18 protein-coding genes are annotated in these 21070 nt (G+C 74.0%); 9 read left to right on the top strand and 9 right to left on the bottom strand.

Annotation, left to right across the window (positions count from 1 at the left end; all coding sequences use genetic code 11):
• The first annotated feature begins 10 nt into the window (after positions 1–10).
• Positions 11–982, top strand: a complete 972-nt coding sequence (locus ACH4SL_RS34540) for a YgfZ/GcvT domain-containing protein (RefSeq protein WP_398453502.1) — start codon at positions 11–13, stop codon at positions 980–982.
• A gap of 13 nt (positions 983–995) precedes the next feature.
• On the opposite strand, the gene dtd is transcribed toward ACH4SL_RS34540, so the two are convergent.
• Positions 996–1421 (bottom strand): D-aminoacyl-tRNA deacylase, encoded by a 426-nt coding sequence (gene dtd, locus ACH4SL_RS34535; RefSeq protein ID WP_398453499.1) that lies wholly within the window; start codon positions 1419–1421, stop codon positions 996–998.
• A gap of 391 nt (positions 1422–1812) precedes the next feature.
• Between dtd and ACH4SL_RS34530 the strand changes: the two genes are divergently transcribed.
• From ACH4SL_RS34530 to ACH4SL_RS34515, 4 genes are all read left to right on the top strand, one after another.
• Positions 1813–2403 (top strand): hypothetical protein, encoded by a 591-nt coding sequence (locus ACH4SL_RS34530; RefSeq protein ID WP_398453496.1) that lies wholly within the window; start codon positions 1813–1815, stop codon positions 2401–2403.
• A gap of 406 nt (positions 2404–2809) precedes the next feature.
• On the top strand, positions 2810–4069 hold the full coding sequence (locus ACH4SL_RS34525) for a GNAT family N-acetyltransferase (RefSeq protein WP_398453493.1): 1260 nt from the start codon (positions 2810–2812) through the stop codon (positions 4067–4069).
• Positions 4070–4146: 77 nt separating this feature from the next.
• The gene (locus tag ACH4SL_RS34520) at positions 4147–5001 is read left to right on the top strand and encodes a dihydrodipicolinate synthase family protein (RefSeq protein ID WP_398453491.1); all 855 of its coding nucleotides are present in this window, start codon (positions 4147–4149) and stop codon (positions 4999–5001) included.
• A 95-nt stretch (positions 5002–5096) separates the two neighbouring features.
• Positions 5097–6119, top strand: a complete 1023-nt coding sequence (locus ACH4SL_RS34515) for an aspartate-semialdehyde dehydrogenase (RefSeq protein ID WP_398453489.1) — start codon at positions 5097–5099, stop codon at positions 6117–6119.
• Between the two features lie 427 nt (positions 6120–6546).
• Here the strand turns inward: ACH4SL_RS34515 and ACH4SL_RS34510 are convergent, their stop codons facing one another.
• The 3 genes from ACH4SL_RS34510 to ACH4SL_RS34500 all read right to left on the bottom strand — a co-directional run bounded on the left by ACH4SL_RS34510 (position 6547) and on the right by ACH4SL_RS34500 (position 10271).
• Positions 6547–7809 carry a M14 family zinc carboxypeptidase gene (locus ACH4SL_RS34510; RefSeq protein ID WP_398453486.1) on the bottom strand — a complete coding sequence of 421 codons (1263 nt, stop codon included), beginning with the start codon at positions 7807–7809 and terminating at the stop codon, positions 6547–6549.
• 239 nt (positions 7810–8048) lie between these two features.
• Positions 8049–9329, bottom strand: a complete 1281-nt coding sequence (locus ACH4SL_RS34505; RefSeq protein WP_398453483.1) for a M14 family zinc carboxypeptidase — start codon at positions 9327–9329, stop codon at positions 8049–8051.
• A 228-nt stretch (positions 9330–9557) separates the two neighbouring features.
• Entirely contained in the window at positions 9558–10271 is a 714-nt protein-coding gene (locus ACH4SL_RS34500) for an MBL fold metallo-hydrolase (RefSeq protein WP_398453481.1), read from the bottom strand.
• A gap of 131 nt (positions 10272–10402) precedes the next feature.
• Here ACH4SL_RS34500 and ACH4SL_RS34495 point away from each other — a divergent pair, with 131 nt between their 5' ends.
• On the top strand, positions 10403–10960 hold the full coding sequence (locus ACH4SL_RS34495; protein ID WP_398453478.1) for a TetR/AcrR family transcriptional regulator: 558 nt from the start codon (positions 10403–10405) through the stop codon (positions 10958–10960).
• Here ACH4SL_RS34495 and ACH4SL_RS34490 read toward each other — a convergent pair.
• The 3 genes from ACH4SL_RS34490 to ACH4SL_RS34480 form a co-directional block, all read right to left on the bottom strand.
• Positions 10950–11666 carry a flavin reductase family protein gene (locus tag ACH4SL_RS34490; RefSeq protein WP_398453477.1) on the bottom strand — a complete coding sequence of 239 codons (717 nt, stop codon included), beginning with the start codon at positions 11664–11666 and terminating at the stop codon, positions 10950–10952. The two genes, ACH4SL_RS34495 and ACH4SL_RS34490, sit on opposite strands and share 11 nt — an antisense overlap.
• A gap of 138 nt (positions 11667–11804) precedes the next feature.
• Positions 11805–12722: a hypothetical protein gene (locus ACH4SL_RS34485; protein WP_398453474.1), complete on the bottom strand. Its 918-nt coding sequence runs from the start codon at positions 12720–12722 to the stop codon at positions 11805–11807.
• Between the two features lie 215 nt (positions 12723–12937).
• A complete protein-coding gene (locus ACH4SL_RS34480) occupies positions 12938–13732 on the bottom strand; it encodes an SDR family oxidoreductase (protein ID WP_398453471.1) in 795 nt (264 codons plus the stop codon).
• A 78-nt stretch (positions 13733–13810) separates the two neighbouring features.
• On the opposite strand from ACH4SL_RS34480, the gene ACH4SL_RS34475 reads away from it, so the two are divergent.
• Positions 13811–14707: a sigma-70 family RNA polymerase sigma factor gene (locus ACH4SL_RS34475; protein WP_398453468.1), complete on the top strand. Its 897-nt coding sequence runs from the start codon at positions 13811–13813 to the stop codon at positions 14705–14707.
• Between the two features lie 252 nt (positions 14708–14959).
• Entirely contained in the window at positions 14960–15901 is a 942-nt protein-coding gene (locus ACH4SL_RS34470; protein WP_398453465.1) for an aminoglycoside phosphotransferase family protein, read from the top strand.
• A gap of 12 nt (positions 15902–15913) precedes the next feature.
• Here ACH4SL_RS34470 and ACH4SL_RS34465 read toward each other — a convergent pair whose 3' ends face one another.
• A complete protein-coding gene (locus ACH4SL_RS34465; protein WP_398453463.1) occupies positions 15914–16909 on the bottom strand; it encodes a DUF5937 family protein in 996 nt (331 codons plus the stop codon).
• 268 nt (positions 16910–17177) lie between these two features.
• On the opposite strand from ACH4SL_RS34465, the gene ACH4SL_RS34460 reads away from it, so the two are divergent.
• Positions 17178–17705, top strand: a complete 528-nt coding sequence (locus ACH4SL_RS34460) for a tetratricopeptide repeat protein (protein WP_398453460.1) — start codon at positions 17178–17180, stop codon at positions 17703–17705.
• Between the two features lie 57 nt (positions 17706–17762).
• Here the strand turns inward: ACH4SL_RS34460 and ACH4SL_RS34455 are convergent, their stop codons facing one another.
• Entirely contained in the window at positions 17763–21065 is a 3303-nt protein-coding gene (locus ACH4SL_RS34455) for a glycosyl hydrolase family 95 catalytic domain-containing protein (protein WP_398453457.1), read from the bottom strand.
• Positions 21066–21070: the final 5 nt, after the last annotated feature.

The following is a 21070-nucleotide window of genomic DNA, read 5'->3' as shown; positions in this document are numbered from 1 at the left end:
TCTTGACGGCATGACGACGAAGAGCCCCTTGCTGTCGCTGCCCGGCGCTGTGCCGGCGGAAGGCCCCGACGAAGGGGTGGCCGCGCACTACGGCGACCTCTTCCGCGAGCAGCGCACGCTCGCCGACGGCCGCGGATTCGTGGACCTCTCGCACCACGGCGTCGTCACCGTGACCGGCGCCGACCGGCTGCCGTGGCTGCACCTGCTGCTCACCCAGCACGTCGAGCAGCTCCCGCCGGGGCAGGCCACCGAGGCGCTCGTCCTCTCCCCGAACGGGCACATCGAGCACGCGCTCTACCTCGTCGACGACGGGGAGACGACGTGGGTGCACGTCGAGCCCGGCACCCAGGGCGAGCTGCTCGCGTACCTGGAGAGCATGAAGTTCTTCTACCGGGTCGAGACCGCCGACGCGACCGGCCGCTTCGCCCTCGTCCACCTCCCCGCGGGCTCCATCGTGCCCGTCCCGGACGGCTGGGCGGTGCGCGAGACGCCGTACGGGCGGGACGTGTTCGTGCCGCGCGAGAGCCTGGAGGATTTCGCGGCCCAGGCGGGACCGCCCGCGGGCGTGCTCGCGTACGAGGCGCTGCGCATCGAGACGCACCGGCCGCGGCTCGGCCTGGAGACCGACCACCGCACCATCCCGCACGAGCTGGGCTGGCTGGAGACCGCCGTCCACCTGCACAAGGGCTGCTACCGCGGCCAGGAGACGGTGGCCCGCGTCCAGAACCTCGGCCGCCCGCCGCGCCGCCTGGTCTTCCTGCACCTGGACGGCAGCGAGGTCCGGCTGCCCGGCCACGGCACCCCGCTGCGGGTCGCCGAGGAGGGCGGCGAGGGCCGCGTCGTCGGCACCGTCACGTCGTCCGCGCGGCATTGGGAGCTGGGGCCGATCGCGCTCGCGGTCGTCAAACGCAACACCCCCGAGGGCGCGACGCTCGTCGCCGACGGGACGGCCGCGACGCAGGAGACCGTCGTCGCGCCCTGACGCTTCGGGGCGCTCACATCTCCAGGACGACGGTGAAGGGCCCGTCGTTGGTGAGCGACACCTTCATGTCGGCGCCGAAGACACCCGTCTCCACGGTCGCGCCGAGCGCGCGCAGCTCGGCGACGACCGCGTCCACGAGCGGCTCGGCGACCGGCCCGGGGGCCGCGGAATTCCACGTCGGGCGGCGGCCCTTGCGCGCGTCGCCGTACAGCGTGAACTGGCTGATCACCAGCAGCGGGGCGCCGACGTCCGAGCAGGACTTTTCGTCGGGGAGGATGCGCAGCGTCCACAGCTTGCGGGCGAGCTGGGCGGCCTTCTCCTTCGTGTCGTCGTGCGTCACCCCGACCAGCACGCACAGCCCGGGCCCCGCGACGGCCCCGACCGTCCGCCCGTCGACCACGACCTTCGCCTCGCTCACCCGCTGGGCCACCGCACGCATGCGCCCATTGTGACGCGCGCGCCGGGGGCGCCGGCCCGCGGGTGGGGCGTACGCGAGGGGGCGCGCGCCCGTGCTCTGGCGCGCCGGGTCAGCGGCTTCGCACAACTGTTGCGAGGTCCGTTCGGGTGCAGAGTCGCTGCGCGGCCTCGGGCCCAGGTGGCAGCATCGACGCCAGGATCCCCGGGCCCGCGGCAGCCCGCCTCGTGCGGGGTGACCCCGCACTCGTGTGCGCGGCGGCCTGCCGTGCACGGGAGGTGACCCGTACCCCGCGTGTGCTGCGTGCGGGGGACGACACGCATGACCGCAACCGACGCCGGACAGACTCCCGGCACCGCCGCCCGCACCGGCCGGCGGCGCCGCAGAAGCCCACGCCCACCAGGAAGGGCCACCCATGCTCAAGGCCGACGCACCCGGGCCGTCCCGCCCGCCCGCGCCCCGTGCCCCGCTCGCCGACACCGCCGAGCCCGACCTGGGCGCCCTCGACCTGCCCGCGCTGCGCGCCCTGCGCCGCGACGCCCAGCGCGAGGAGGCCGACCTGTCGTACCTGCGCCGCCTGCTGCACGGGCGCATCGACATCCTGCGGGCCGAACTGCGCCGCCGCGCTCCCTCGGGGGCCCCCGGGGAAGAACCCGGGCCGGACGCGCCCGCGCCCGTACCCGTCCTGGACCGCCTCCCGGAGATCCTCACGGACGGCCCCTCCCGCGTCCGCTCCTCCGCCCGCCACGTCACCCTCGGCACCCCGCTCACCCCGCGCGTCCAGCGGCTCGCCGAGGAGATACTCGCCGAGGTGGAGCTCTCCGACCTCGCGGCGCGCACGGACGCGGAACTCGACGAGGCGATGGCGCGGCTGGCGCGCCACGAGCAGGAGGTGTCGGGGCGCCGACAGCGCCTCCAGCACACCGTCGACGGCTGCTCCGCCGAGATCACCCGCCGCTACCGCGAGGGTGAGGCCCGCATCGACGATCTTCTCTGCGACGGCTGAGGGGGGTTGCGCTCCGGGGTGCCCCCGGGGGTGCTTTGCCGCGACCTTGCGGCGAGTGGGTGGCTGGTCGCGCAGTTCCCCGCGCCCCTTTCGCCTCGGGCTGCCCCTTGCGGTGGGCGTCGCGATCTTCTGCCGGTGGTGGGCTGGTCGCGCAGTTCCTCGCGCCCCTGGTGGGTGCCCTCGCTGCGCAGGGTGAGCGTTTTTAGGGGCGCGGGGAAGTGCGCGCTCAGCCCCCACCGGGGGGAAGGCGACCGGTCACCGCAAGTGGCACTCACCCAGGGGCGCGGGGAACTGCGCGAGCAACCCACCACCGGCGGGAGGTCCGGTACGAGACGGGATCGCCCCGGCGGGGCGGGGGGCGTTTAACCGGGTGCGGCGGCCCGCGCGGTGTGCGTACCGTGCCACGATGGGGACAGAGATTCGCACGTTGGGCGACGACGACGTCGCAGGGTGGCTGAAGGCGCTGAACACCGGGTTCCACCGGGCCGTGGAGCTCGATCCGGAAGAAGTCGCGTTGCGGCGCGCGACGCTGGAGCTGGACCGGACGCGCGGGGCCTTCGACGGGGGCAGATGCGTCGCGACCTTCCGGAGCATGCCGCGGGAGCTGACCGTCCCGGGCGGCGCAGCCATCAGCGCCGACGCGGTCACCAACGTGGCGGTGACGCCGACGCACCGGCGGCGCGGGCTGGCCAGCAGGCTGATGGCCGCCGACCTCGGGGCGGCCAAGGAGCGCGGGGACGCGGTGGCGATCCTGATCGCCGCGGAGTACCCGATCTACGGCCGCTTCGGCTTCGGGCCCGCGACCTGGGTCACGGACTGGGAGATCGACATCCCCCGGGCGGGGCTGGACCGGCGCTACGCCGGGCCGGACCCGGCGCAGGGCGCCATCGAGCTGGTGGACGGCGCCGAGGTCCGGGCCTTCGGGCCCGCCCTGCACGAGCGGGTGCGCCGCGCGACGCCGGGCGCGATCAGCCGCAGCAAGACGTGGTGGGACCTGAACACCGGCGCGGTCGTCCACCCCTCGAACGGCTGGACCGCCCCCTTCTTCGCCGCCTACCGGGACACCGCGACCGGCGAGGTCGACGGCCTGGTGGCGTACCGCGTCAACGACCCGCACTGGCCGAACAAGCTGCCGCACTCCGACGTGACGGTGGTGAGCCTGACCGCCGCGACGCCTGCCGCGGAGGCGGCCCTGTGGCGGCACGTGCTGTCCCTGGACTGGGTCAGGAAGCTCACCACGGACCACCGCCCGCCGGACGACGTGCTGCCGCTGCTGCTGGGCGACCCGCGGGCCGCGAGCGTCGAGACGTACGCGGACTTCATGTGGCTGCGCGTGCTGGACGTCCCCGTGGCCCTGAGCGCCCGCGCCTACGCCCCCCTCGCCGCGGACCTGGTGCTCGACGTGCGGGACACCGCGGGTCTCGCGGGCGGCACCTTCCGGCTGGAGACCGCGCCGGACACCGCCCCGCGCTGCACGCCCGCGCCGGGTGCCGCGCCCGATCTGACTTTGGACGTCGCCGACCTCGGGCGGCTCTACCTCGGGGACGAGTCGGCGCTGCGGCTCGCGACGCTGGGCCTGCTGGCCGAGCACCGCGCGGGCGCCGCCGCGACCGCGGACGTGCTCTTCCGCACCGCGCGCCGCCCGTGGTGCCCCGAGGTGTTCTGACATCTCATTTTTGCTTAACGGTTCATCGCAGAACATTTCACTGGACCTACCACGTCACCCCGGGTGAGACTCGGGACATGACCGCACCCCCGCCCGTGTACGTACCCCTCGTGACCCCCTTCACCGCCTCCGGCGCCGTCGCGTACGACGCGCTGGAGGCGCTGGCCCGCGGGCTGCTCGCGGACGGGGCGGCCGGTCTCCTCGCGCTCGGCACCACGGGGGAGCCGGAGAGCCTGGAGCCGGCCGAGCGGGCCGCCGTCGCCGAGCTGGTCGGGCGGGTCTGCCGCGAGGCGGGCGCGTACTTCGCCCTCGGCGTCGGCGGCGGGCGGGACCTGGGCCCGTGGCCGGTCGAGCCGGACGCGCTGCTCGCGACCGTCCCGGCGTTCGTCCGGCCCGGCGAGGCGGGCGTGGTCGCGCACTTCACCGCGCTCGCCGCCCGCAGCCGCCTGCCGCTGCTCGTCTACCACGTGCCCTACCGCACCGGGCAGCCGCTCACCGCCCGCACGCTGCGCGCCCTCGCCGCGATCCCCGGCGTCACCGGCGTGAAGTACGCGGCCGGCGGGATCGACGCCGACACCGTCGACCTGCTGGGCGACCGCCCCGCCGGCTTCGACGTCCTCGCCGGGGACGACGTCTTCGCGCCCGCGCTGCTCGCCCTCGGCGCGACCGGCGTCGTCGCCGCCTCCGCGCATCTGGACACCGCGGCCTGGGTGCACCTGGCCGCCACCGGCGACCGCGCCCTCGGCCACCGGCTCGCCGCCCGCGCCGCCGCGCTCTTCCGCGAGCCCAACCCCATCGTGATCAAGGCCGCCCTGCACGCGGAGGGCCGCATCCCGACGGCCGACGTACGGCTGCCGCTGCTGCCCGCGAGCGCCGCCTCCCTGGCCGCGCTGCCGCCCGCCGTGGGCCCCGCCGTACGTCTCGGCACCTGAAACCATTCGCCGCCCGCCGCCGCCTGCGGTGATACTCGAACGGCGGGCACCCCCCACAGTCCACCAGAGCCCACCGAGAGCGGAGAGTAGCGGCCATGAGGATCGGAATCGTCGGAGCGACCGGACAGGTCGGCGGAGTCGTACGCCAGGTGCTCGCCGAACGGAAGTTCCCGGTGGACGAGCTGCGGCTGTTCGCGTCCGCGCGGTCCGCGGGCCGCACGCTGCCCTGGAACGGCACCGAGGTCACCGTCGAGGACGCCGGCACCGCCGACTTCTCCGGTCTGGACATCGCCATCTTCTCCGCGGGCGGCGCCACCAGCCGCGCCATCGCCGAGAAGGTCGCCGCGCAGGGCGTCGTCGTCATCGACAACTCCTCCGCGTGGCGCGGCGACCCCGAGGTCCCGCTCGTCGTCTCCGAGGTCAACCCGCACGCCCTCGCCGACCGCCCCAAGGGCATCATCGCCAACCCCAACTGCACCACGATGGCCGCGATGCCCGTGCTCAAGCCGCTGCACGTCGAGGCCGGGCTGACCTCGCTGGTCGCCACCACCTACCAGGCCGTCTCCGGCTCCGGGCTCGCCGGCGTCGCCGAGCTGCACGGGCAGGCCTGCGCGGTCGCCGAGGCCGCGGACCAGCTCACCTTCGACGGCGGCGCCGTCACCTTCCCCGAGCCCGCGGTCTACGCCCGGCCCATCGCCTTCAACGTGCTCCCCTTCGCCGGGAATCTCGTCGACGACGGCAGCTTCGAGACCGACGAGGAGCAGAAGCTGCGCAACGAGTCCCGCAAGATCCTGGAGATCCCGGAGCTCACGGTCTCCGGCACGTGCGTGCGCGTCCCGGTCTTCTCCGGCCACTCCCTCCAGCTCAACGCCCGCTTCGCGCGGCCGATCAGCGTCGAGCGCGCGTACGAGGTGCTCGCGGGCGCGCCCGGCGTGGAGCTCTCGGAGATCCCCACGCCGCTCCAGGCCGCGGGGCGCGACGTGTCGTACGTCGGCCGCATCCGCGTCGACGAGACGGTCGAGAACGGTCTCGCGCTCTTCGTCTCGGGCGACAACCTCCGCAAGGGCGCTGCGCTGAACGCGGTGCAGCTCGCGGAGCTGGTTGCTGCCGCGCTCTGAGGGTGCGCTCCGGGGCGGTGGGTTGCGGTTCGTCGCGCGACCTTCCGCCGGTGGTGGGTTGCTCGCGCCGTTCCCCGCGCCCCTGTTGTTACCCGGCGGGGCATCGCGCGCTCCGTGCGGGGGTGGGTCGGGTGCCACTCCGGGGGTACCTCCTCGGAATGCGCGTCCGACCTCATGAGCTAGGTGGCGGGTCTTGCGTGCGCATTCCTCCGGGGGCACCCCCGGATCGTCCCCCTCCCGGCCGGAGTGGCGGCTGCCTGCCGGTGGGGGTGGATGTGTGAGGGACTGCGGGTAGCCCCCGACGGCGGGTCACCCCCACAGGGAGGCGTGCACCCGCCCACTATCTGCACGGGTGGCTGGGGGTGGGAAACACCCCGCGCCGCCAGGCGCGGGCACCCCCCCACCGGCGGGGAGCCGGGCGGCGGGCTCAGCCCAGGAGGAGGCGGGCCGTCGCCAGGACGGATTCGGACTGGACGTCGACCTGGGTCGGGACGGGGAGCCACCGGGTGGCGTGCGCCGCGGTGAGGTCCGCGGACCAGGTGGCGAGGAGGCGGTCCGCCTCCTGCGCCACCGCGTCCCGCGCAGGGGTGAGGCGGCGCAGCGTGCCCGCGGCGCGCAACGGCATCCGGCGGGCGGCGATGTCGAGCGCGGCCACGTGCGCGCGGGTCAGCGGCACGGGCGGCGCGGCCTCCAGCGCCTCCCACTCGTCGGCGACCCGCGGGGCCATGGTGATCAGGCCCTCCGCGATGCGCAGGAGTTGCGGGTCGCCCGCGGTGGTGCGGGCGCGGTCGAGGAGCGCGGTGGTCGCGCGGGTCTGCGCGCGCAGCCGCGCGGCGGCCGCGGTGAGGGCCCGGCCGGGCTCGGGGTGCGCGGTGGAGTCCGCGATTCCCGCGCTGGCCCACATCGGCACCTCGAATAGCGCGGTCATGCCGCCGTACGCGGCGGGCCGTATCCATGTGGAGCCGGCGACGTCCTCGGGCAGGCTGTCGAACTGGCTGCGCTCGCCCGGCGCGGGCATCGCGTAGACGCCGGGCCCGGACACCCGCCAGTACAGCGCGTCGTACGTGCCGGTCTGCACGGGCACGTCCCGCTCCGCGCAGATCTTGCCGAGTACCTCGGACAGGCCCGGCAGCTCGCGGGTGACCTGCGCCCAGGCGCCGCCGATGTCGTTGCCGTGCAGCGAGCACTGGAGTACGGGCCGCAGTTCGTCGATGAGGGCGAGGAGCGCCTCGGACTCCGGGAGCGGATCGTCGGCGGCGCGGATGGACGGCGCCCACTCGGGCTGCTCGTCGGCCGGCGGCCGGTACGCGTACCGGAAGTGGGCGGCGGGGGTGCGGCGGACGGCGGGGCCGTCCTCGGTGCGCAGGGCGCCGTCCGGGTCGAGGCACAGGACGAAGTGCCAGGCCGCGCCGGCCCCGGCGTGCAACTGCGGCTCACGGGCGACGCGTTCGGCGATCCGCATCGCGCTCGCGCCGCCGATCCGCTCGTCGGCGTGGGCCCCGGCGACGACGAGGATGTTGCGGACCCGGGGCCGGTCGTGGCCGACGGTGAGGACGTAGAGGGGGCGTCCTTCACGGGAGCGGCCCGCGACGCGCAGCGCGCACAGCCCGGGCCGGAAGCGGACGAACGCGGAGGCCGCCGCAACGACCCCCGCGACGCCCGGATACGCGTCGACCGTGGGATGGCTCACGTTCCGTTGGAGTTGCTGGCGCCGGTGGTTTCCTTCTTGTTCAGCCGTCGGACGACGAGGCGTTTCGCCATGGTGGCTCCCCCTTTTCTCGTGCTCACAGGCACTAGCGCACGGGAGTCGAGCACTCACCCCGGGTGACTCCCGCGTCTTGTCAGATTCCGGCGGACCTGAAGGGCTGTCAAGGCGCCCGGCAGCAACGGTTCGCGGCTCCTGTCCGGGGGCGGATTCCGGTTCGCGGGTCACAGCAGCCGGTCCACCGTGGCCAGCACGGTGCGGGCCTGCAGCTCGACCTGCTCGTAGACCGGCACCCAGCGCGCGTCCGAGCCCATGACCAGCTCACGCGCGCCCGCGTCGACACGGCGTTCGAGGCGGGAGCGCAGCCGGCCGGGCTCGGCCGCCGGGTCGGGGTCGGTGAGCGGCTGGGCGTCCAGCAGCCGCAGCAGCATTCCGGCGGCGCGCAGCGGCAGCCGGCGGGCGGCGATGTCGAGGGCGGCGAGGTGCGCCGCGGTGAGCGGGACGGGGGAGTCGGCGGCGAGCGCGTCGTAGTCCGCGGCGAGCGCCGCGAAGGCCCCGACGGCCTGCTCGACCCCGCGCAGCAGCAGCGCGGCGCAGCCGTCCGGGTCGCCCGGGTCGCCGAGCAGCGGCAGCGCGCGGTCCAGGCTGCCGGTGAGCGCGGCGCCGTCCTTGCGCAGCCGGGCGGCGAGGGCCTGCAGCGCGGGCGCGGGCTCGGGGTGCGGCGCCGGGTCGGCGATCCGCCGGGTCGCCCACATCGGCACCTCGACGACCGCGGTGAGGCCGCCGTGGCGGTGCGGGCGGTCCCAGGTGGAGCCGTCGAGCCGGTCCCGGCCGGTGCGGGCCGGGAGCTGGTACACGCCGGGGCCCGCGCACTCCCAGAAGAGCGCGTCGTACGTGCCCGTCTGCACGGGCACGTCCAGCTCGGCCGCGTACTTCCCGAACGGCTCGGCCAGGCCCGGTACTTCGCCGGTCAGCAGGACCCGTCCGCCGCCCACGTCCGTACCGTGCAGCGTGCACTGCACGAAGGGCCGCAGCTCGTCGACGAGGGCGTGCAGCGCGTACGTCTCGGGCAGTTCGTCGCCGGGGGTGCGGAAGGAGGCCGCCCACTCCGGCTGGTCGCGGGCGGCGGGGCGGTAGGTGTGCCGGAAGTGCACGGCGGGCGGGCGGCGCCCGGCCGGTCCGGTCTGGTTGAGCACGGTGCCGTCCGGGTCGAGGCACAGCAGGAGATCCCACGTCAGATCGGCGTCGGCGAGCCGCTCCCGGTCGGCGACGGCCTGCTCGGCCAGCCACAGCACCGTGCCGCCGCCCGACTGCTCGTCCGCGTGCGCCCCGGCCACGACGAGCGCGTGCCGCCGCCCGTGCCCGACCGACAGCAGCCACAGCGGACGCCCGGTCCGCGACTCCCCGGCCAGCCGCATCCGTACCAGGTCGGGATGCCGCGCGCTCAGCAGCCGCGCCGCCGCCGCGACACCTGAGACGGTCGGATACGCGTCTGGCCCGCGCATGGCGGCTCCTCCTCGGCAGTGCGGCTCCGCGGCGGCCCGCCCGCGCGCGGTGCGGCTCCGCGCGGCCCTCTCCCCAGGCGCCGCCCGAACCCCCCTGGCGCGCACCGGAGTTGATACTGCGCCGGCTCATGCGCCCCGGGGCGCGCCCTGCTCAGACTCTGCGGCCGCCCGCCACGTGTCAAGGCCGCCCCCGCCGCGCGGGCCGGTGCCCGCGGGGCGGCGCCCCGCTCAGTGCCCGGCCGCGCGGACCTGGCGTACCGCCTCCTGCGTGCCGCCGTTCCAGGGCGTGCCGTGGCCCGGCAGCACCCAGGTCGCGCCCAGTTCGGCGATACGGTCGAGGGACGCGAGGGCCTGCGCCGGCTCGTCGGTGAAGGGGGCCGGCTGCGGGCCGTGCTGCCCGGTGAGGACGTGCCGGGTCGTCAGCCCGTCCCCCACGAAGACCGCGTCGGCGACCGGTACGTGGACGGCGATGCTGCCCGGCGAGTGGCCGGGCATGCCGACGATCCGCGGTGAGCCGGGCAGGTCCAGCACATCGCCGTCGGCCACCTCGGCGACCTCGGTCAGGTACGTCGTGCGCAGACCGCCCTTGCGGGCCGCGTACCAGAGGAAGCCCGCCGTGGCGCCGACCTTGGCGTGCCCCCACTCCGGCTTGGTCTTGACCTCGCCGCGGGCGCGGGCGGCGTCGGCAGCGTGCACGTACACCGGGACACCGTGGTCGCGGCGGAGGCGCTCGGCGAAGCCGATGTGGTCGGTGTCGCCGTGGGTGAGGACCAGGCCGCGGATGTCGTCGGGGGTGCGGCCGAGCGCCGCCAGTTCGGCGGTCAGCTCCCCCCAGTGGCCCGCCAGCCCGGCGTCGACGACCGTGACGCCCTCGTCGGTGACGACCAGATAGACCGCCACGATGTCGTTGCCGATGCGGTGCAGGTGCTGACCGAGCTTCATGTGCGTCTCCTCGTGAGCCGTTCTTGATAGCTACGGTACATAGCCATCATGGCTACTGTCCATAGCTATGATGGAGACCACACGACGGGCGGGGCCGCACCGGCGCGGCCCGGCCGGAAGGAGCAGTACGCATGCCGACACCCGACCGCACCTCGCTCGACGCCATCGTCGCGGCGGCCCGCGACATCCTGGAGACCCAGGGACCCGACCGGCTCACCATGCAGGCCGTCGCCGAGCGGGTCGGCGTCCGCGCGCCCTCGCTCTACAAGCGCGTCCGCAACCGCGACGCCCTCGTCCGGCTCGTCACCGAGGCCACTCTCGCCGACCTCGAACGCGCCCTCCAGGCCGTAGCGCCCGCCGCCGACCCCCGCGACACCCTCGCCGCACTGCTGCGCGCCTTCCGCGCGTTCGCCCACGCCCGCCCGGCCGCCTACCGGCTGGTCTTCGCCGACACCCCGCGGCCCGCCCGCCCCGACGTCGCCCTGCTCGCCCGGGCCGCCGCCCCGGTCCTCCAGGTCACCGAGGTCCTCGCGGGCCCCGACCACTCCCTGGAGGCCGCCCGCACCGTCACCGCGTGGGCCCACGGCTTCATCAGCATGGAGCTGGCCGACGCCTTCAACCTCGGCGGCGACGTCGACAGCTCCTTCTCCTACGGCATGGCCCGGCTGGCCGCCGCGCTCACCCCCTGAGCGCGTCGGCCGCACCCGCCAGGCGGGAGCGCGCGATGTCGGGGCCGCGGTACATCCGCTCCGGGATGCTCGCGAGCGCGGACTCGCGCAGCCGCGGCCCCAGCCCGTAGAGCTGCTGGAAGCTCATGATCAGCGGGCGCCAGCGGTCCGGGTCGACGTGGTCGTCCGTGCCCGGGACGCGGATCGCGTCGTGCACCAGCACCCGCTGGATCCGCACCTCGAAGACGAGGATGCCGCCGCGCTGCTCCGGGTCGTCCTCGGCCAGCGGGTGCACGCCCGCCACGACGGCCTCCATCGCCACCGGGCACTCCGCCGCGCGCGGCGCCCGGACCGTCTCCGACGGCACCTCCGTCAGCCCCGCGCGCCCGAACTTGTCGCCCTCGAAGCGGTATCCGCGCCGCGCCTTGCCCTCCGGCACCGGATCCCGCCCGGTCGTCAGCGCCAGCCGGTCCACCGCGTCCGCGAGCGAGTCGTCCGGCAGGTTCAGCACGCACTCGCGCTCCCGCAGCAGATTCACCGCCGTCTGCGACCGCGCCCCGAGCCCCAGCATCCCCCGCCACCCCAGCCAGAACGCCGACGACATCGGCGCGAGGTTCGCCGTCCCGTCCTCGTTCCGCGTCGAGAGCAGCACGACGGGCGTGCCGAAGTAGAGAATCCCGGGCTCGATCCGCCCGTGCAGGTCAGTACGTATGTCCTCAGTGCTCATGCCCTCCACCCTGCCGCCGCCCGCCGCCTCTTTCCGGCGGCTTTCGGACACCACGATGAGACCGGACGACGCGCCCGACGGGGGAGTGGGAACGCGCCGCCCGGCCGTTTCGGGGGGGTGGGGCGGAAGGAGGGGAGGTCAGTCGTCCACGGCGAAGATGTCGTCGGCGACCTCGACGCTCAAGGCCCGCTCGTGCCAGCGGTCGAGGAGTTCGAAGTCGTCGCAGCCGAGCACCCGCTCCCTCACGCTGTCCGGAGCCGCGAGGCCGCGGTGCCGAAAGACGGTGAGCACGTTGTGCGCGACATGCGCCAACGCGTCCTTACGCCCCTCCTTCAGGCCCTCGGCCTTGCCTTCGAGCAGCAGCTGCTCGCGGAACGTGCCCCGTCCGGGGAAAAAGATCGTCGAGCCCATGAGTTTCCTCCAGACCTCCTGCGCCCGGGGGTCGCCCAGGCCGATTTCCAGCATGTCCGAGTAGTAGTCGACGGTCTCCTTGTCCAGCCCCTCAAGGGCGCCGGCAAGGGACTCGAGTATCGCTGCGATGTCCTGGTGCTTGCTGTGCGTCATGGCCGAGAGAGCAGCCATGGCGAGGTTGCCCGCGGCCTCGTCCACGTTCAGGACGACGGGTATGTTCCCCGGCCCCACCACCAGCGGGTGGACGGTCAGCGCGCACCAGCTTTCCGGCCCGAGCTGGAAGGGCCCCACGGCCCAGTCGGCGGTCACCTTGTCCTGGCAGACCACCAGGAGCAGTGCCGGACAGCCGTATTTCGCCTTCAGGTACGACAGGTAGTACGCCCAGCTGACCGCCTTTCCGTCGTCGCGCCGCATCTGCGCCTCGATCGCCAGCAGGAACGTGTCCATGCTGTCGTTGCCCGACGAGATGCGCAGCACGCTGTCCACGCGCCGCTCGACCGGGCGGTTCTCCGTGACGTCGGGGGTCAGGACCTCGACCACCACCTGCTCGGGTAACCGCATGCCGAGCAGACGGAAGACGGAGTCCATGACTTCCGGCCGGTCCTGGAAGATCCGGTGGGACGCCTCGTGCTTCGAAGTGACCATGATCGGACCATAGGAGTTTGTCGCTGGCATATGCCAGCGACACAGGACAAGATCACCCGCACGGGTGGTTTGGGGTCACACGTGGTGCGAGCCGGGGGCGCGCGGAAGCGCGTTGCGCGCCCCCTCGCGCGGGCGGCCGGGAGCGGGGCCGGGCCGCGCCCTGGCGGCTGCGGGCGGTGCGGTCGGCCCTGCTCCCGGGGACGCGGCGCGCGGCCTCAGCGCACCAGTTCGGCCAGGAAGTCCTCCCAGGTGCGGGTGCCGAGGTCGGCGCCCTCCAGGGTGAGGTTGACGCCCTCGCGGTAGGCGCGGCCCGCCTTGCCGGGCATGAAGGCCGGGACGACGAGGCGGCGCTTGCCCGTCGCCTTGAGGTAGTCCCGCAGCAGGTCGTTCAGCGGGTGCACGGCCGGACCGGCGAGGTCGGGAGCGCGGCCTGCGGGCTCGCCCAGGGCGAGGGCGGCGACACGCTCGGCGCAGTCCCGTACGTCGACGGTCTGCGCGCGCATGATGCCGGGCAGCGGGATCACCGGCGACTTCGAGAGCGTCTTGAACATGTTCGTCGCGAAGTCGTGGAATTGCGCGGCCCGCAGGATCGTGTACGGCAGCCCCGAGTCCAGGACGGCCTGCTCCGCCGCGATCTTGCTGCGGAAGTAGCCGAACGGGACCTCCCCCGCGCCGATGACCGACATGTACAGGAAGTGCGTCACACCGCCCGCCGCCACCGCCGCGCGCAGCAGGTTGCCGGTGGTGACCTCGTCGCCCTTGGGGGCGCCCGCGAGGTGCACGACGGTCTCGACGCCCTCCAGGGCCTTGGCCGTACCCGGATCGCCGTCCTGCGACAGGTCGCCGGTCACGTACTCGACCCCGTCGTCGTCCGACGCGTGCGCCGACCGGCTCAGCACGCGCACGGTACGCCCCGCCTCGCGCAGCAGCGGCAGCACGTGACCGCCGAGGTTGCCGGTGCCGCCGGTCAGCAGGATCGGGGCTGCGGGGGTCTTTTCGGTGTTCGCCATGTGGACGTCGCTCCTCTTCGGTGGGCCGCCGTGCGGCAGGTTACCGTGATGACCCGCGGCAGATGGGGAATGTGACCGATGGGCCAAAACACCGCTCTGGCCGAGCAGTTCGAGGCGGAGCGACCCCGGCTGCGGGGCGTCGCCTACCGCATGCTCGGCTCCGCCGCGGAGGCGGACGACGCGGTGCAGGAGACGTGGCTGCGGCTGAGCCGAGCATGCGCGGAGGGCATCGACAGCCTGCCCGCGTGGCTGACCACCGTCGTCGGCCGGGTCTGCCTCAACATGCTCAGGTCGCGTGCCGCGCACCGCGAGGATCCGCTCGACGACGCGCTGCTGCGCGAGCCGGCGGCGGCCGGCGATGAGGCGCGCGACCCGGAGGAGGAGGCGGTCCTCGCCGACTCGGTCGGGCTGGCCATGATGGTCGTGCTCGACACGCTCGCGCCGCCGGAGCGGGTCGCGTTCGTGCTGCACGACATGTTCGCGGTGCCTTTCGACGAGATCGGCGAGCTGACGGAGCGGACGCCGGCCGCCGCCCGGCAGCTCGCGAGCCGCGCGCGCCGCCGGGTCCGCGGCGCGGACGCACCGACCGCCGCGGCGGGCGGGCAGCGGCGGCTCGTCGAGGCCTTCCTCGCCGCCTCCCGCGGCGGCGATCTGCAAGGGCTCGTCGCCGTCCTCGACCCCGACGTCGTCCTCCACGCCGACCGCGCCGCCGGGCCCACCCCTGAGTCCGTCCGCATCCGCGGCCGCGACCACGTGGCCCACGGCGCCTCCGCGGCCGCCGCGCGCGTGGCCTTCACGGAGGTCGCCCTCGTCGACGGCCGCCCCGGCCTCGTCATGGCCCCCGCGGGGCGGCTGCGCCTGGTGCTCGCCTTCACCTTCGCGCCGGAGGACGCGGCGGGGGCGGGCCGCATCACGGCGATCGACGTGATCGCCGATCCGGAGCGCCTGCGCGAGGTGACGATCACCGTCCCGTGAGCGATGCGCTCCCCTGCGCAGGGGCCGAGCCACCAGGGGCGCGGGGAACTGCGCGCTCAGCCCCCACCGGGGCGCGGGTCGTCACCGGCCCGAAGGGGCAGTACGGTCCGTACCGGACCACCGGCCGGTGGGGGCTGGCCGCGCAGTTCTCCCCCAGGCTCCGCCTGGGAGGTACCCCCACGCGCCCCTACGGGGCGCAACCTCCGCGGTAACTCGGTTGCGCCCGGCGCGCCGGATGACGACCATCCCGGGGTGACGTCACGACAGGACAAGGCCCCGGGGCCCGACGGCCGCGCCGGGATCGACGCGGAGCTGGTGGCGCGGCTGGTGGCCGCGCAGTTCCCGCAGTGGGCCGGGCTGCCGGTACGTCCGGTGGCCGTGGACGGCTGGGACAACCGTACGTACCGGCTCGGCGCGGACATGACCGTACGGCTCCCGACCGCGGCGGGCTACGTGCCCGCGGTCGAGAAGGAGAACACCTGGCTGCCGCGGCTCGCCCCGCACCTGCCGGTGCCCGTGCCGCCCGTGCTGGGGCTGGGCGAGCCCGGCGAGGGGTACCCGTACCCGTGGTCCGTGCGCGGCTGGCTCGACGGCGGGACGGCGACGACGCCCGAACGCGTCGGCGGCCCCGCCGAGTTGGCGGCGTTCGCGCGGGACGTCGCCCGCTTCGTCCGCGCGCTCCGATCGGTCGACCCGGCGGGCGGGCCGGCCGCGGGCGCGCACAGCTTCCTCCGCGGGACCCCGCCCGCCGCCTACGACGCCGAGACGCGCGCGGCGCTCACCGCTCTCGACGGGCTCGGCGTCGTCGACACGGCGGCGGCCGCGGACGTGTGGGACGCCGCCCTCGCCGCGCCCTACGAGGGCCCGCCCGTCTGGTTCCACGGCGACATCGCGGGCGGCAACCTCCTGGTCCGCGACGGCCGTCTCGCCGCGGTGCTCGACTTCGGTACGTCGGGGGTGGGCGACCCGGCGTGCGACCTGGTCATCGCCTGGACCCTCTTCTCCGGCGAGAGCCGGGCCGCCTTCCGCGCGGAGGTGGCCGCGGACCCCGCGATGTGGGCCCGCGCCCGCGGGTGGGCCCTGTGGAAGGCGCTGATTTCCGTGGTCGGCTTCCTGGAGCGGGATCCGTCCCTCGCGGCGGAGCATGCCCGCGTGGCGGGCGAGGTCGTCGCGGACCTGGCCCCGCGCACCTGAGCCCGCGCCGGGTCACCCCGCGCCGGGGGATCCGGCGAGCGAGTCGCCCAGCTCCGTCCGGCGGTAGCGGACCTCGTGGCGGTGGCGGGCGGAGGTCACGAGGCCGGTCGCGCGGAGGACGGCCAGGTGCTCGGAGACCGTCGCGGGAGCGAGGCCGTGGTGGTGGGCGAGCCAGGCGGTGGAGGCGGGTTCGGTCAGGGCGGTCAGCAGGCGCGCGCGGGTGCGGCCGATGAGGCGGGCGAGGGCGGCGGTGGCGTCCGCGGAGGTGCTCGGCGGCTGCCGGAGGGTGCCGATGCCGCGGGCCGGGTAGATGAGGGTGGGCTGCCAGGGCGGGTCCAGGACGATCACGACCTGGTCCCACTTGAAGGCGCTGGGCATGAGGACCAGGCCCTCACCGGCGAGGTCGCGGTGGTCGGTCCCGCCGTGCTCGCGGGTGAGCACGCCGTCGTGCCAGCGCACGGACGGGTGCAGCTCGGCGAAGAGCCGGTCCAGGCCCCCGGCGGCGAGCCGCCCGCTCTGGTAGGCGATGTCCGCCTGGAGCAGCGCCCGGGTCCGGGCCCAGTACGGCTCGACGAGCGCCTCCCACGCCGCCCGGACGAGCGCGGCGAGCATCCGTACGACGTCGCCGGGCTCGTCCCCGAGCAGCAGGCGGCCGGTCGCGGTGCGGGCGGCGCCCGGGGTGTCGGCGAGGGAGCGGGCGATCTCGGCGCGGGCCTGCGCGGGCGGGGTCGCGGCGATACGGGCGAGGTCGGCGGCGAAGGAGTCGACCGGGGCGTCGGGGGGCGGGGCGAGGAAGTCGGGGGTGTAGCCGCGGCGCGGCTGGAGCAGGACGAGCGGCCGCAGGTCCAGCCCGGCGAGCCGGGGCGCGGTCTCGGCGAGCCAGCGCGCGTGGTGCCCCGGCGGCTGCGGCCCGGTCGCGACGCGTACGGCGGCGAGCGTCTCGAAGGCGGGCGAGTACGCGAACCGGCACCGCAGCAGGTCGGCGGGCCCGAAGCGGAGCGTGGTCACGGCGGACACCCCTTCGAGTCGGCAGCGGGCGGCGAACGGGCCCCCGCACCGGGAGCCCCGCCCCGGATGCACCGGGATGCCCGCGGGCCCCGCGCGCGGGCGGCAGGGCACGGGCCGCGGACGGCGGCGGCGCTCCTACCGTACAGCGCAGTGATTCGGCGACGGCCGAAGGAGTGGTGCGCGGTCGGAGCGCCCTCGCAGGATGGCGGGCGCCGGGCCGGTGAGGCCGAAGGCGCCGCAGACACCGTGAACTGGAGCGTGACCAGCGATGAACGACTACCCGGGCACCCCCGCCCCCGCGCCCGCCGAGGAATGGGAGCGCAGGGACGTCGCGCTGTGGGCGGCCATCGACACCTACCCGGCGGAGGAGGACTTCCGCGCCGCCGTGGACGCGCTCGCCGCCGAGCTGCCGGACGGCGACCCCACCGCGCTCTTCGAGCGGGCCGCGGCCTGGGATTCCACCGGGCACCCGGACAAGGCCGTCCCGCTCTACCGCGCCGCCCTCGCCGGCGGTGTGCCCGGCGAGCGGCGCCGCCGGGCGGTCATCCAGCTGGCCAGCTCGCTGCGGAATCTCGGCAGCGCCGAGGAGAGCGTCGCGCTGCTGACCGAGGAGCGCGCGCGTACCAGCGACCACCTGGACGACGCCCTGGTGTGCGTTCTCGCCCTCTCCCTCACGGAGTTGGGCCGCGCCCGGGAGGCCGTGTCGCTGACGGTCGGCGCGCTGGCGCCCCATCTCCCGCGCTACCAGCGCTCGATGGCCGCCTACGCCCGGCTGCTGGTGGAATCGGAGAGCTGACAGCGGAAGGCGCCGGGGCCCCAAGTGCGGGGAGCCCCGGCGCCGTTCACGGCAGGATCAGCCGAACACCTGCATCTCGTAGAGCGAGTAGCCCCACTGCCCGGACAGCTGGCTGCCCTGCATCCGGACGTAGCGCGCCTGCCCGCTGATGGGGATCTTCTCCGTCCCGCCCGCCGAATTCGGCTGGCTGTAGAGGTCGTGCCAGGTCGTGCCGTCCGTGGAGCCCTGGATCTTGTAGGACTTCGCGTACGACGTCTCCCACTGCAGGTCCACCTCCGACAGGGCCTGCGTGCTGCCGAGGTCGACCTGGATCCAGCTGTTCGGGTCCTGGCTCGCGCTCCACCGCGTGGCCTGGTCGCCGTCGAAGGCCTTCGCCGCGGACTGGTCGGCGCTGGACTGCGACGACGCCGAAGCGGGCTTGTTCAGCGCCAGGTTGGCCTTGGGCGCGGCCATCGTGAGGTTGACGGTGACCTGCTTGCCGGCCTGGAGCGGCAGCACCCGGGCGATGTTCCCCAGCGGCGAGTTCTGCACGGTCGTGCCGGTCGCCGTGATCGAGGAGATGCCCGCGCGCTGGATGAGCGTGAGGTTCTGGTCGATCTTCGAGGTGAGCGTGACCTTCGCGGTGTGCGCGGCCGTGTCCCACGTCAGGTTGTCGATCGTGAACTGGCTCTTGCCGAGCATCCCGGAGATGGAGCCCTTGTCGAGGCCCTTGGGCAGGGCGGGCAGCAGTTCCAGGGTGCCGGGGCTGGTGGCGGCCAGCATCTCCATCATCACCGTGGGCACGGAGTTGACGACGTCCGTGGCGAAGGTGTTGTGGCCGTTGTAGTGGGAGGTGGCCATGCTGCTGTAGTAGTAGTCGTCCTTGGCGAAGCGCAGCAGCTTGGCGCCGACGGAGTCGGCCTGGTTGAGGTCGGCCGCGATGAGCGCGCCGTGCAGCAGCCCGTGCCCGGCGTTCTCGTAGTTGCCCTGGTCCTTCTTCGCCAGGAAGACCTGCGCGGCCTTGTACTGGGCGAGGTTGGTCTCCGGGGTGATCTCGCGGTAGGGCCACACCGGCATGAGGCCGCTGCTGTGCCGGTGCTGGTAGCTGTTCTTGTTCTCCAGGTCGGGCCAGGCCCATTCGGCGAGCGCGCCGTCGCTGTTGATCAGGTACGGCGGCAGGTGGTCGAGCTTCTCCTGCCACACCGGGATCTTGTCGGCGTCGCGGCCGAGCGTCTTCGCGGTCTGGATGAGCGTGGTGAGCGCGAACTTGGCGCCGGAGATGTCGTAGACGGAGTTGACGGCGAGCGGTGTCTCGCCGGGCGGGGTGTTCTCGGGCGAGATGGACCCGGCGAAGATGTACTTGCCGTTGGCGTCCTTCTTGACGAGGAAGTCCTCGTAGAAGTCGCCCATGTCGCGGATCAGCGGGTAGAACTTGTCGGCGAGGAAGGTCTTGTCGCCGGTGACCTCGTAGTACTCCCAGAAGGGCTCCAGCAGCCAGGACTCCCCGCCGGTCACGTACTGGTAGGGGTAGTCGTAGTTGATGTTGGAGATCAGGCCCTCGCCGTTGGGCGTGTTGCCGCCGGTGAGCATGCCGCGGGTGCCCAGCAGCTTCTTGGCGTTGGTCTCGAAGTCCTTCTGCCACTGCTGGTTGAGCCAGAAGTAACCGGCCATCGCCTCGGGCATGTTGCCGATGTTGCCGCTGGAGATCTGCAGGTTGAGGTTGGCGTCGAGGTGGTAGTAGCCGTCCCAGCCGACGTTGCTGTCGCCCGTCCAGTTGCCGAGCAGGTCGGGCGCCTCGGTGGGTCCGCTGGAGCCGAGCAGGTGGTAGCGGCCGGCGTAGAACATCCGTTCGTAGAGGGCGGGGATCGGGGTGGCGGACGACTTCTGCTCGGCGAGGAGCTGCTCGGTGGACTTGGCGCGGTCGGCGGGGGTGGCGCCGAAGTCGATCGAGACCCGGCCGAAGACCGAACTGTGCGCGCTGGTGTGGCGGTTCAGCAGCGTCGGGTAGTCGGTGCTCAGCCCGGCCAGCTTCTGCTGGAGCAGGTTCTTGCTCCACTCCTGCTCGGCCGGGACACCGCCGTTGTACGTGCCGTTGTAGCGCTGGGTGAGCGACAGCAGCAGCACATAGCTGGCGTTGGCGACCGTCACCTGGCCGTTGCTGATGCTGCGGGTGCCGTCGGTGACGATGCGGGTGACACCCTCGTAGCCCGCGTTGTAGCTGCCGCTGGGGTATTTGGCGCGGATGTTGAGGTAGTCGGTGGTGGAGTTGTCGGTGACGGTGACGCCCTTGTCGAGCAGGTGCATGCCCGGGTCGACGGACAGGCCCAGCGTCATGGTCTCCTTCTGGCCGGGCGGGGCGGCCTGGTACTGCACGGTGGCGCCGTCGGTGCGGGAGACGAACGAATCCCGCTCCCACGCGCCCTTGTTGTCCGACCAGTTGACCTTGACGACGCCCGCGCTGTAGTCGGTCGACCGGACGTAGTTGCTCACCGCTCCGGCGTCCGGCATCTGGATCGTCATCTTGTAGCCGGGGTGCTTGCTGCCCTCGCCGCCGCCCTGGTAGCCCTGCACGTTCGCGGCGAGCGTGTTGGCCTGCTGGTACTGCCCGGCGATCAGCTCGTTGCGGATCGTGTCGATGTCGCCCTGGCTGACGGTGTTGAAGGTGCGGTGCGGATGGGCCTCCGTCCGCGCCATGAAGAAGTCCTTGTCGTCGAAGACGACGGTGTCGTTGCGCGGGTTGCCGAAGACGATGATGCCCTGCTTGCCGTTGCCGGCCAGCAGACCGTCCTGCCAGTCGTCGTAGCTGCTCGGGTAGGTGGTGGAGGGCGCGACGGTCGGCGAGCCGACCGCGCCGGAGCCGCCCGTGGTGCCCGTGCCGTAGACGGCGAACTCGTAGAGGGAGTAGCCGTACTGCGTGGCCGGGGTGACGCCCTGCATACGGACGTAGTGGGCGCTCTTGTTGACGGCCGCGGTCTCGGTGCCGCCGTGGCCGCTCGTGGTGGAGTACGCGTCGGTCCAGTGCACGGAGTCGTCCGAGACCTGGATCTTGTACGCGCTCGCGTAGGCCGCCTCCCAGCTGAGGGTGACGGACGTGACGGCGTAACTGCCCGCCAGATCCACGTAGATCCAGGCGTTGGGGTCGTTGCTGTGGTCGCTGGACCAGCGGGTGGCGGTGCTGCCGTCGATGGCGTTGGCCGCGGTGTAGCTGCCGTCCTGGTAGGAGGCGACGGCCCGGGTGCCCGGGTTGCGGGCGAGGTTGACGGGGGTGGCGGCGTGCGAGACGGACGCCTGGAGGGCGAGCGTCAGCAGCAGGAAGAAGGTCACGGCGACGCCGAGCAGCCTTCTCCCGTCGCGCGTTCGCCGTGCGTGTGGGGGATTCATGGGGG

The sequence above is a fragment of the Streptomyces sp. NPDC021020 genome (assembly GCF_044333285.1).
GTDB lineage: Bacteria > Actinomycetota > Actinomycetes > Streptomycetales > Streptomycetaceae > Actinacidiphila.
The sequence above is the reverse complement of the archived record's forward strand: the minus strand, read 5'-3'. Positions and strand labels throughout refer to the sequence as shown.

Coding starts and splice junctions, on each gene's coding strand:
- ACH4SL_RS34525 (WP_398453493.1), top strand. CDS start 2,810: ATGGGGACAGAGATTCGCACGTTGGGCGACGACGACGTCGCAGGGTGG.
- ACH4SL_RS34530 (WP_398453496.1), top strand. CDS start 1,813: ATGCTCAAGGCCGACGCACCCGGGCCGTCCCGCCCGCCCGCGCCCCGT.
- ACH4SL_RS34490 (WP_398453477.1), bottom strand. CDS start 11,666: ATGAGCACTGAGGACATACGTACTGACCTGCACGGGCGGATCGAGCCC.
- ACH4SL_RS34520 (WP_398453491.1), top strand. CDS start 4,147: ATGACCGCACCCCCGCCCGTGTACGTACCCCTCGTGACCCCCTTCACC.
- ACH4SL_RS34495 (WP_398453478.1), top strand. CDS start 10,403: ATGCCGACACCCGACCGCACCTCGCTCGACGCCATCGTCGCGGCGGCC.
- ACH4SL_RS34475 (WP_398453468.1), top strand. CDS start 13,811: ATGGGCCAAAACACCGCTCTGGCCGAGCAGTTCGAGGCGGAGCGACCC.
- dtd (WP_398453499.1), bottom strand. CDS start 1,421: ATGCGTGCGGTGGCCCAGCGGGTGAGCGAGGCGAAGGTCGTGGTCGAC.
- ACH4SL_RS34515 (WP_398453489.1), top strand. CDS start 5,097: ATGAGGATCGGAATCGTCGGAGCGACCGGACAGGTCGGCGGAGTCGTA.
- ACH4SL_RS34485 (WP_398453474.1), bottom strand. CDS start 12,722: ATGGTCACTTCGAAGCACGAGGCGTCCCACCGGATCTTCCAGGACCGG.
- ACH4SL_RS34540 (WP_398453502.1), top strand. CDS start 11: ATGACGACGAAGAGCCCCTTGCTGTCGCTGCCCGGCGCTGTGCCGGCG.
- ACH4SL_RS34455 (WP_398453457.1), bottom strand. CDS start 21,065: ATGAATCCCCCACACGCACGGCGAACGCGCGACGGGAGAAGGCTGCTC.
- ACH4SL_RS34460 (WP_398453460.1), top strand. CDS start 17,178: ATGAACGACTACCCGGGCACCCCCGCCCCCGCGCCCGCCGAGGAATGG.
- ACH4SL_RS34500 (WP_398453481.1), bottom strand. CDS start 10,271: ATGAAGCTCGGTCAGCACCTGCACCGCATCGGCAACGACATCGTGGCG.
- ACH4SL_RS34505 (WP_398453483.1), bottom strand. CDS start 9,329: ATGCGCGGGCCAGACGCGTATCCGACCGTCTCAGGTGTCGCGGCGGCG.
- ACH4SL_RS34480 (WP_398453471.1), bottom strand. CDS start 13,732: ATGGCGAACACCGAAAAGACCCCCGCAGCCCCGATCCTGCTGACCGGC.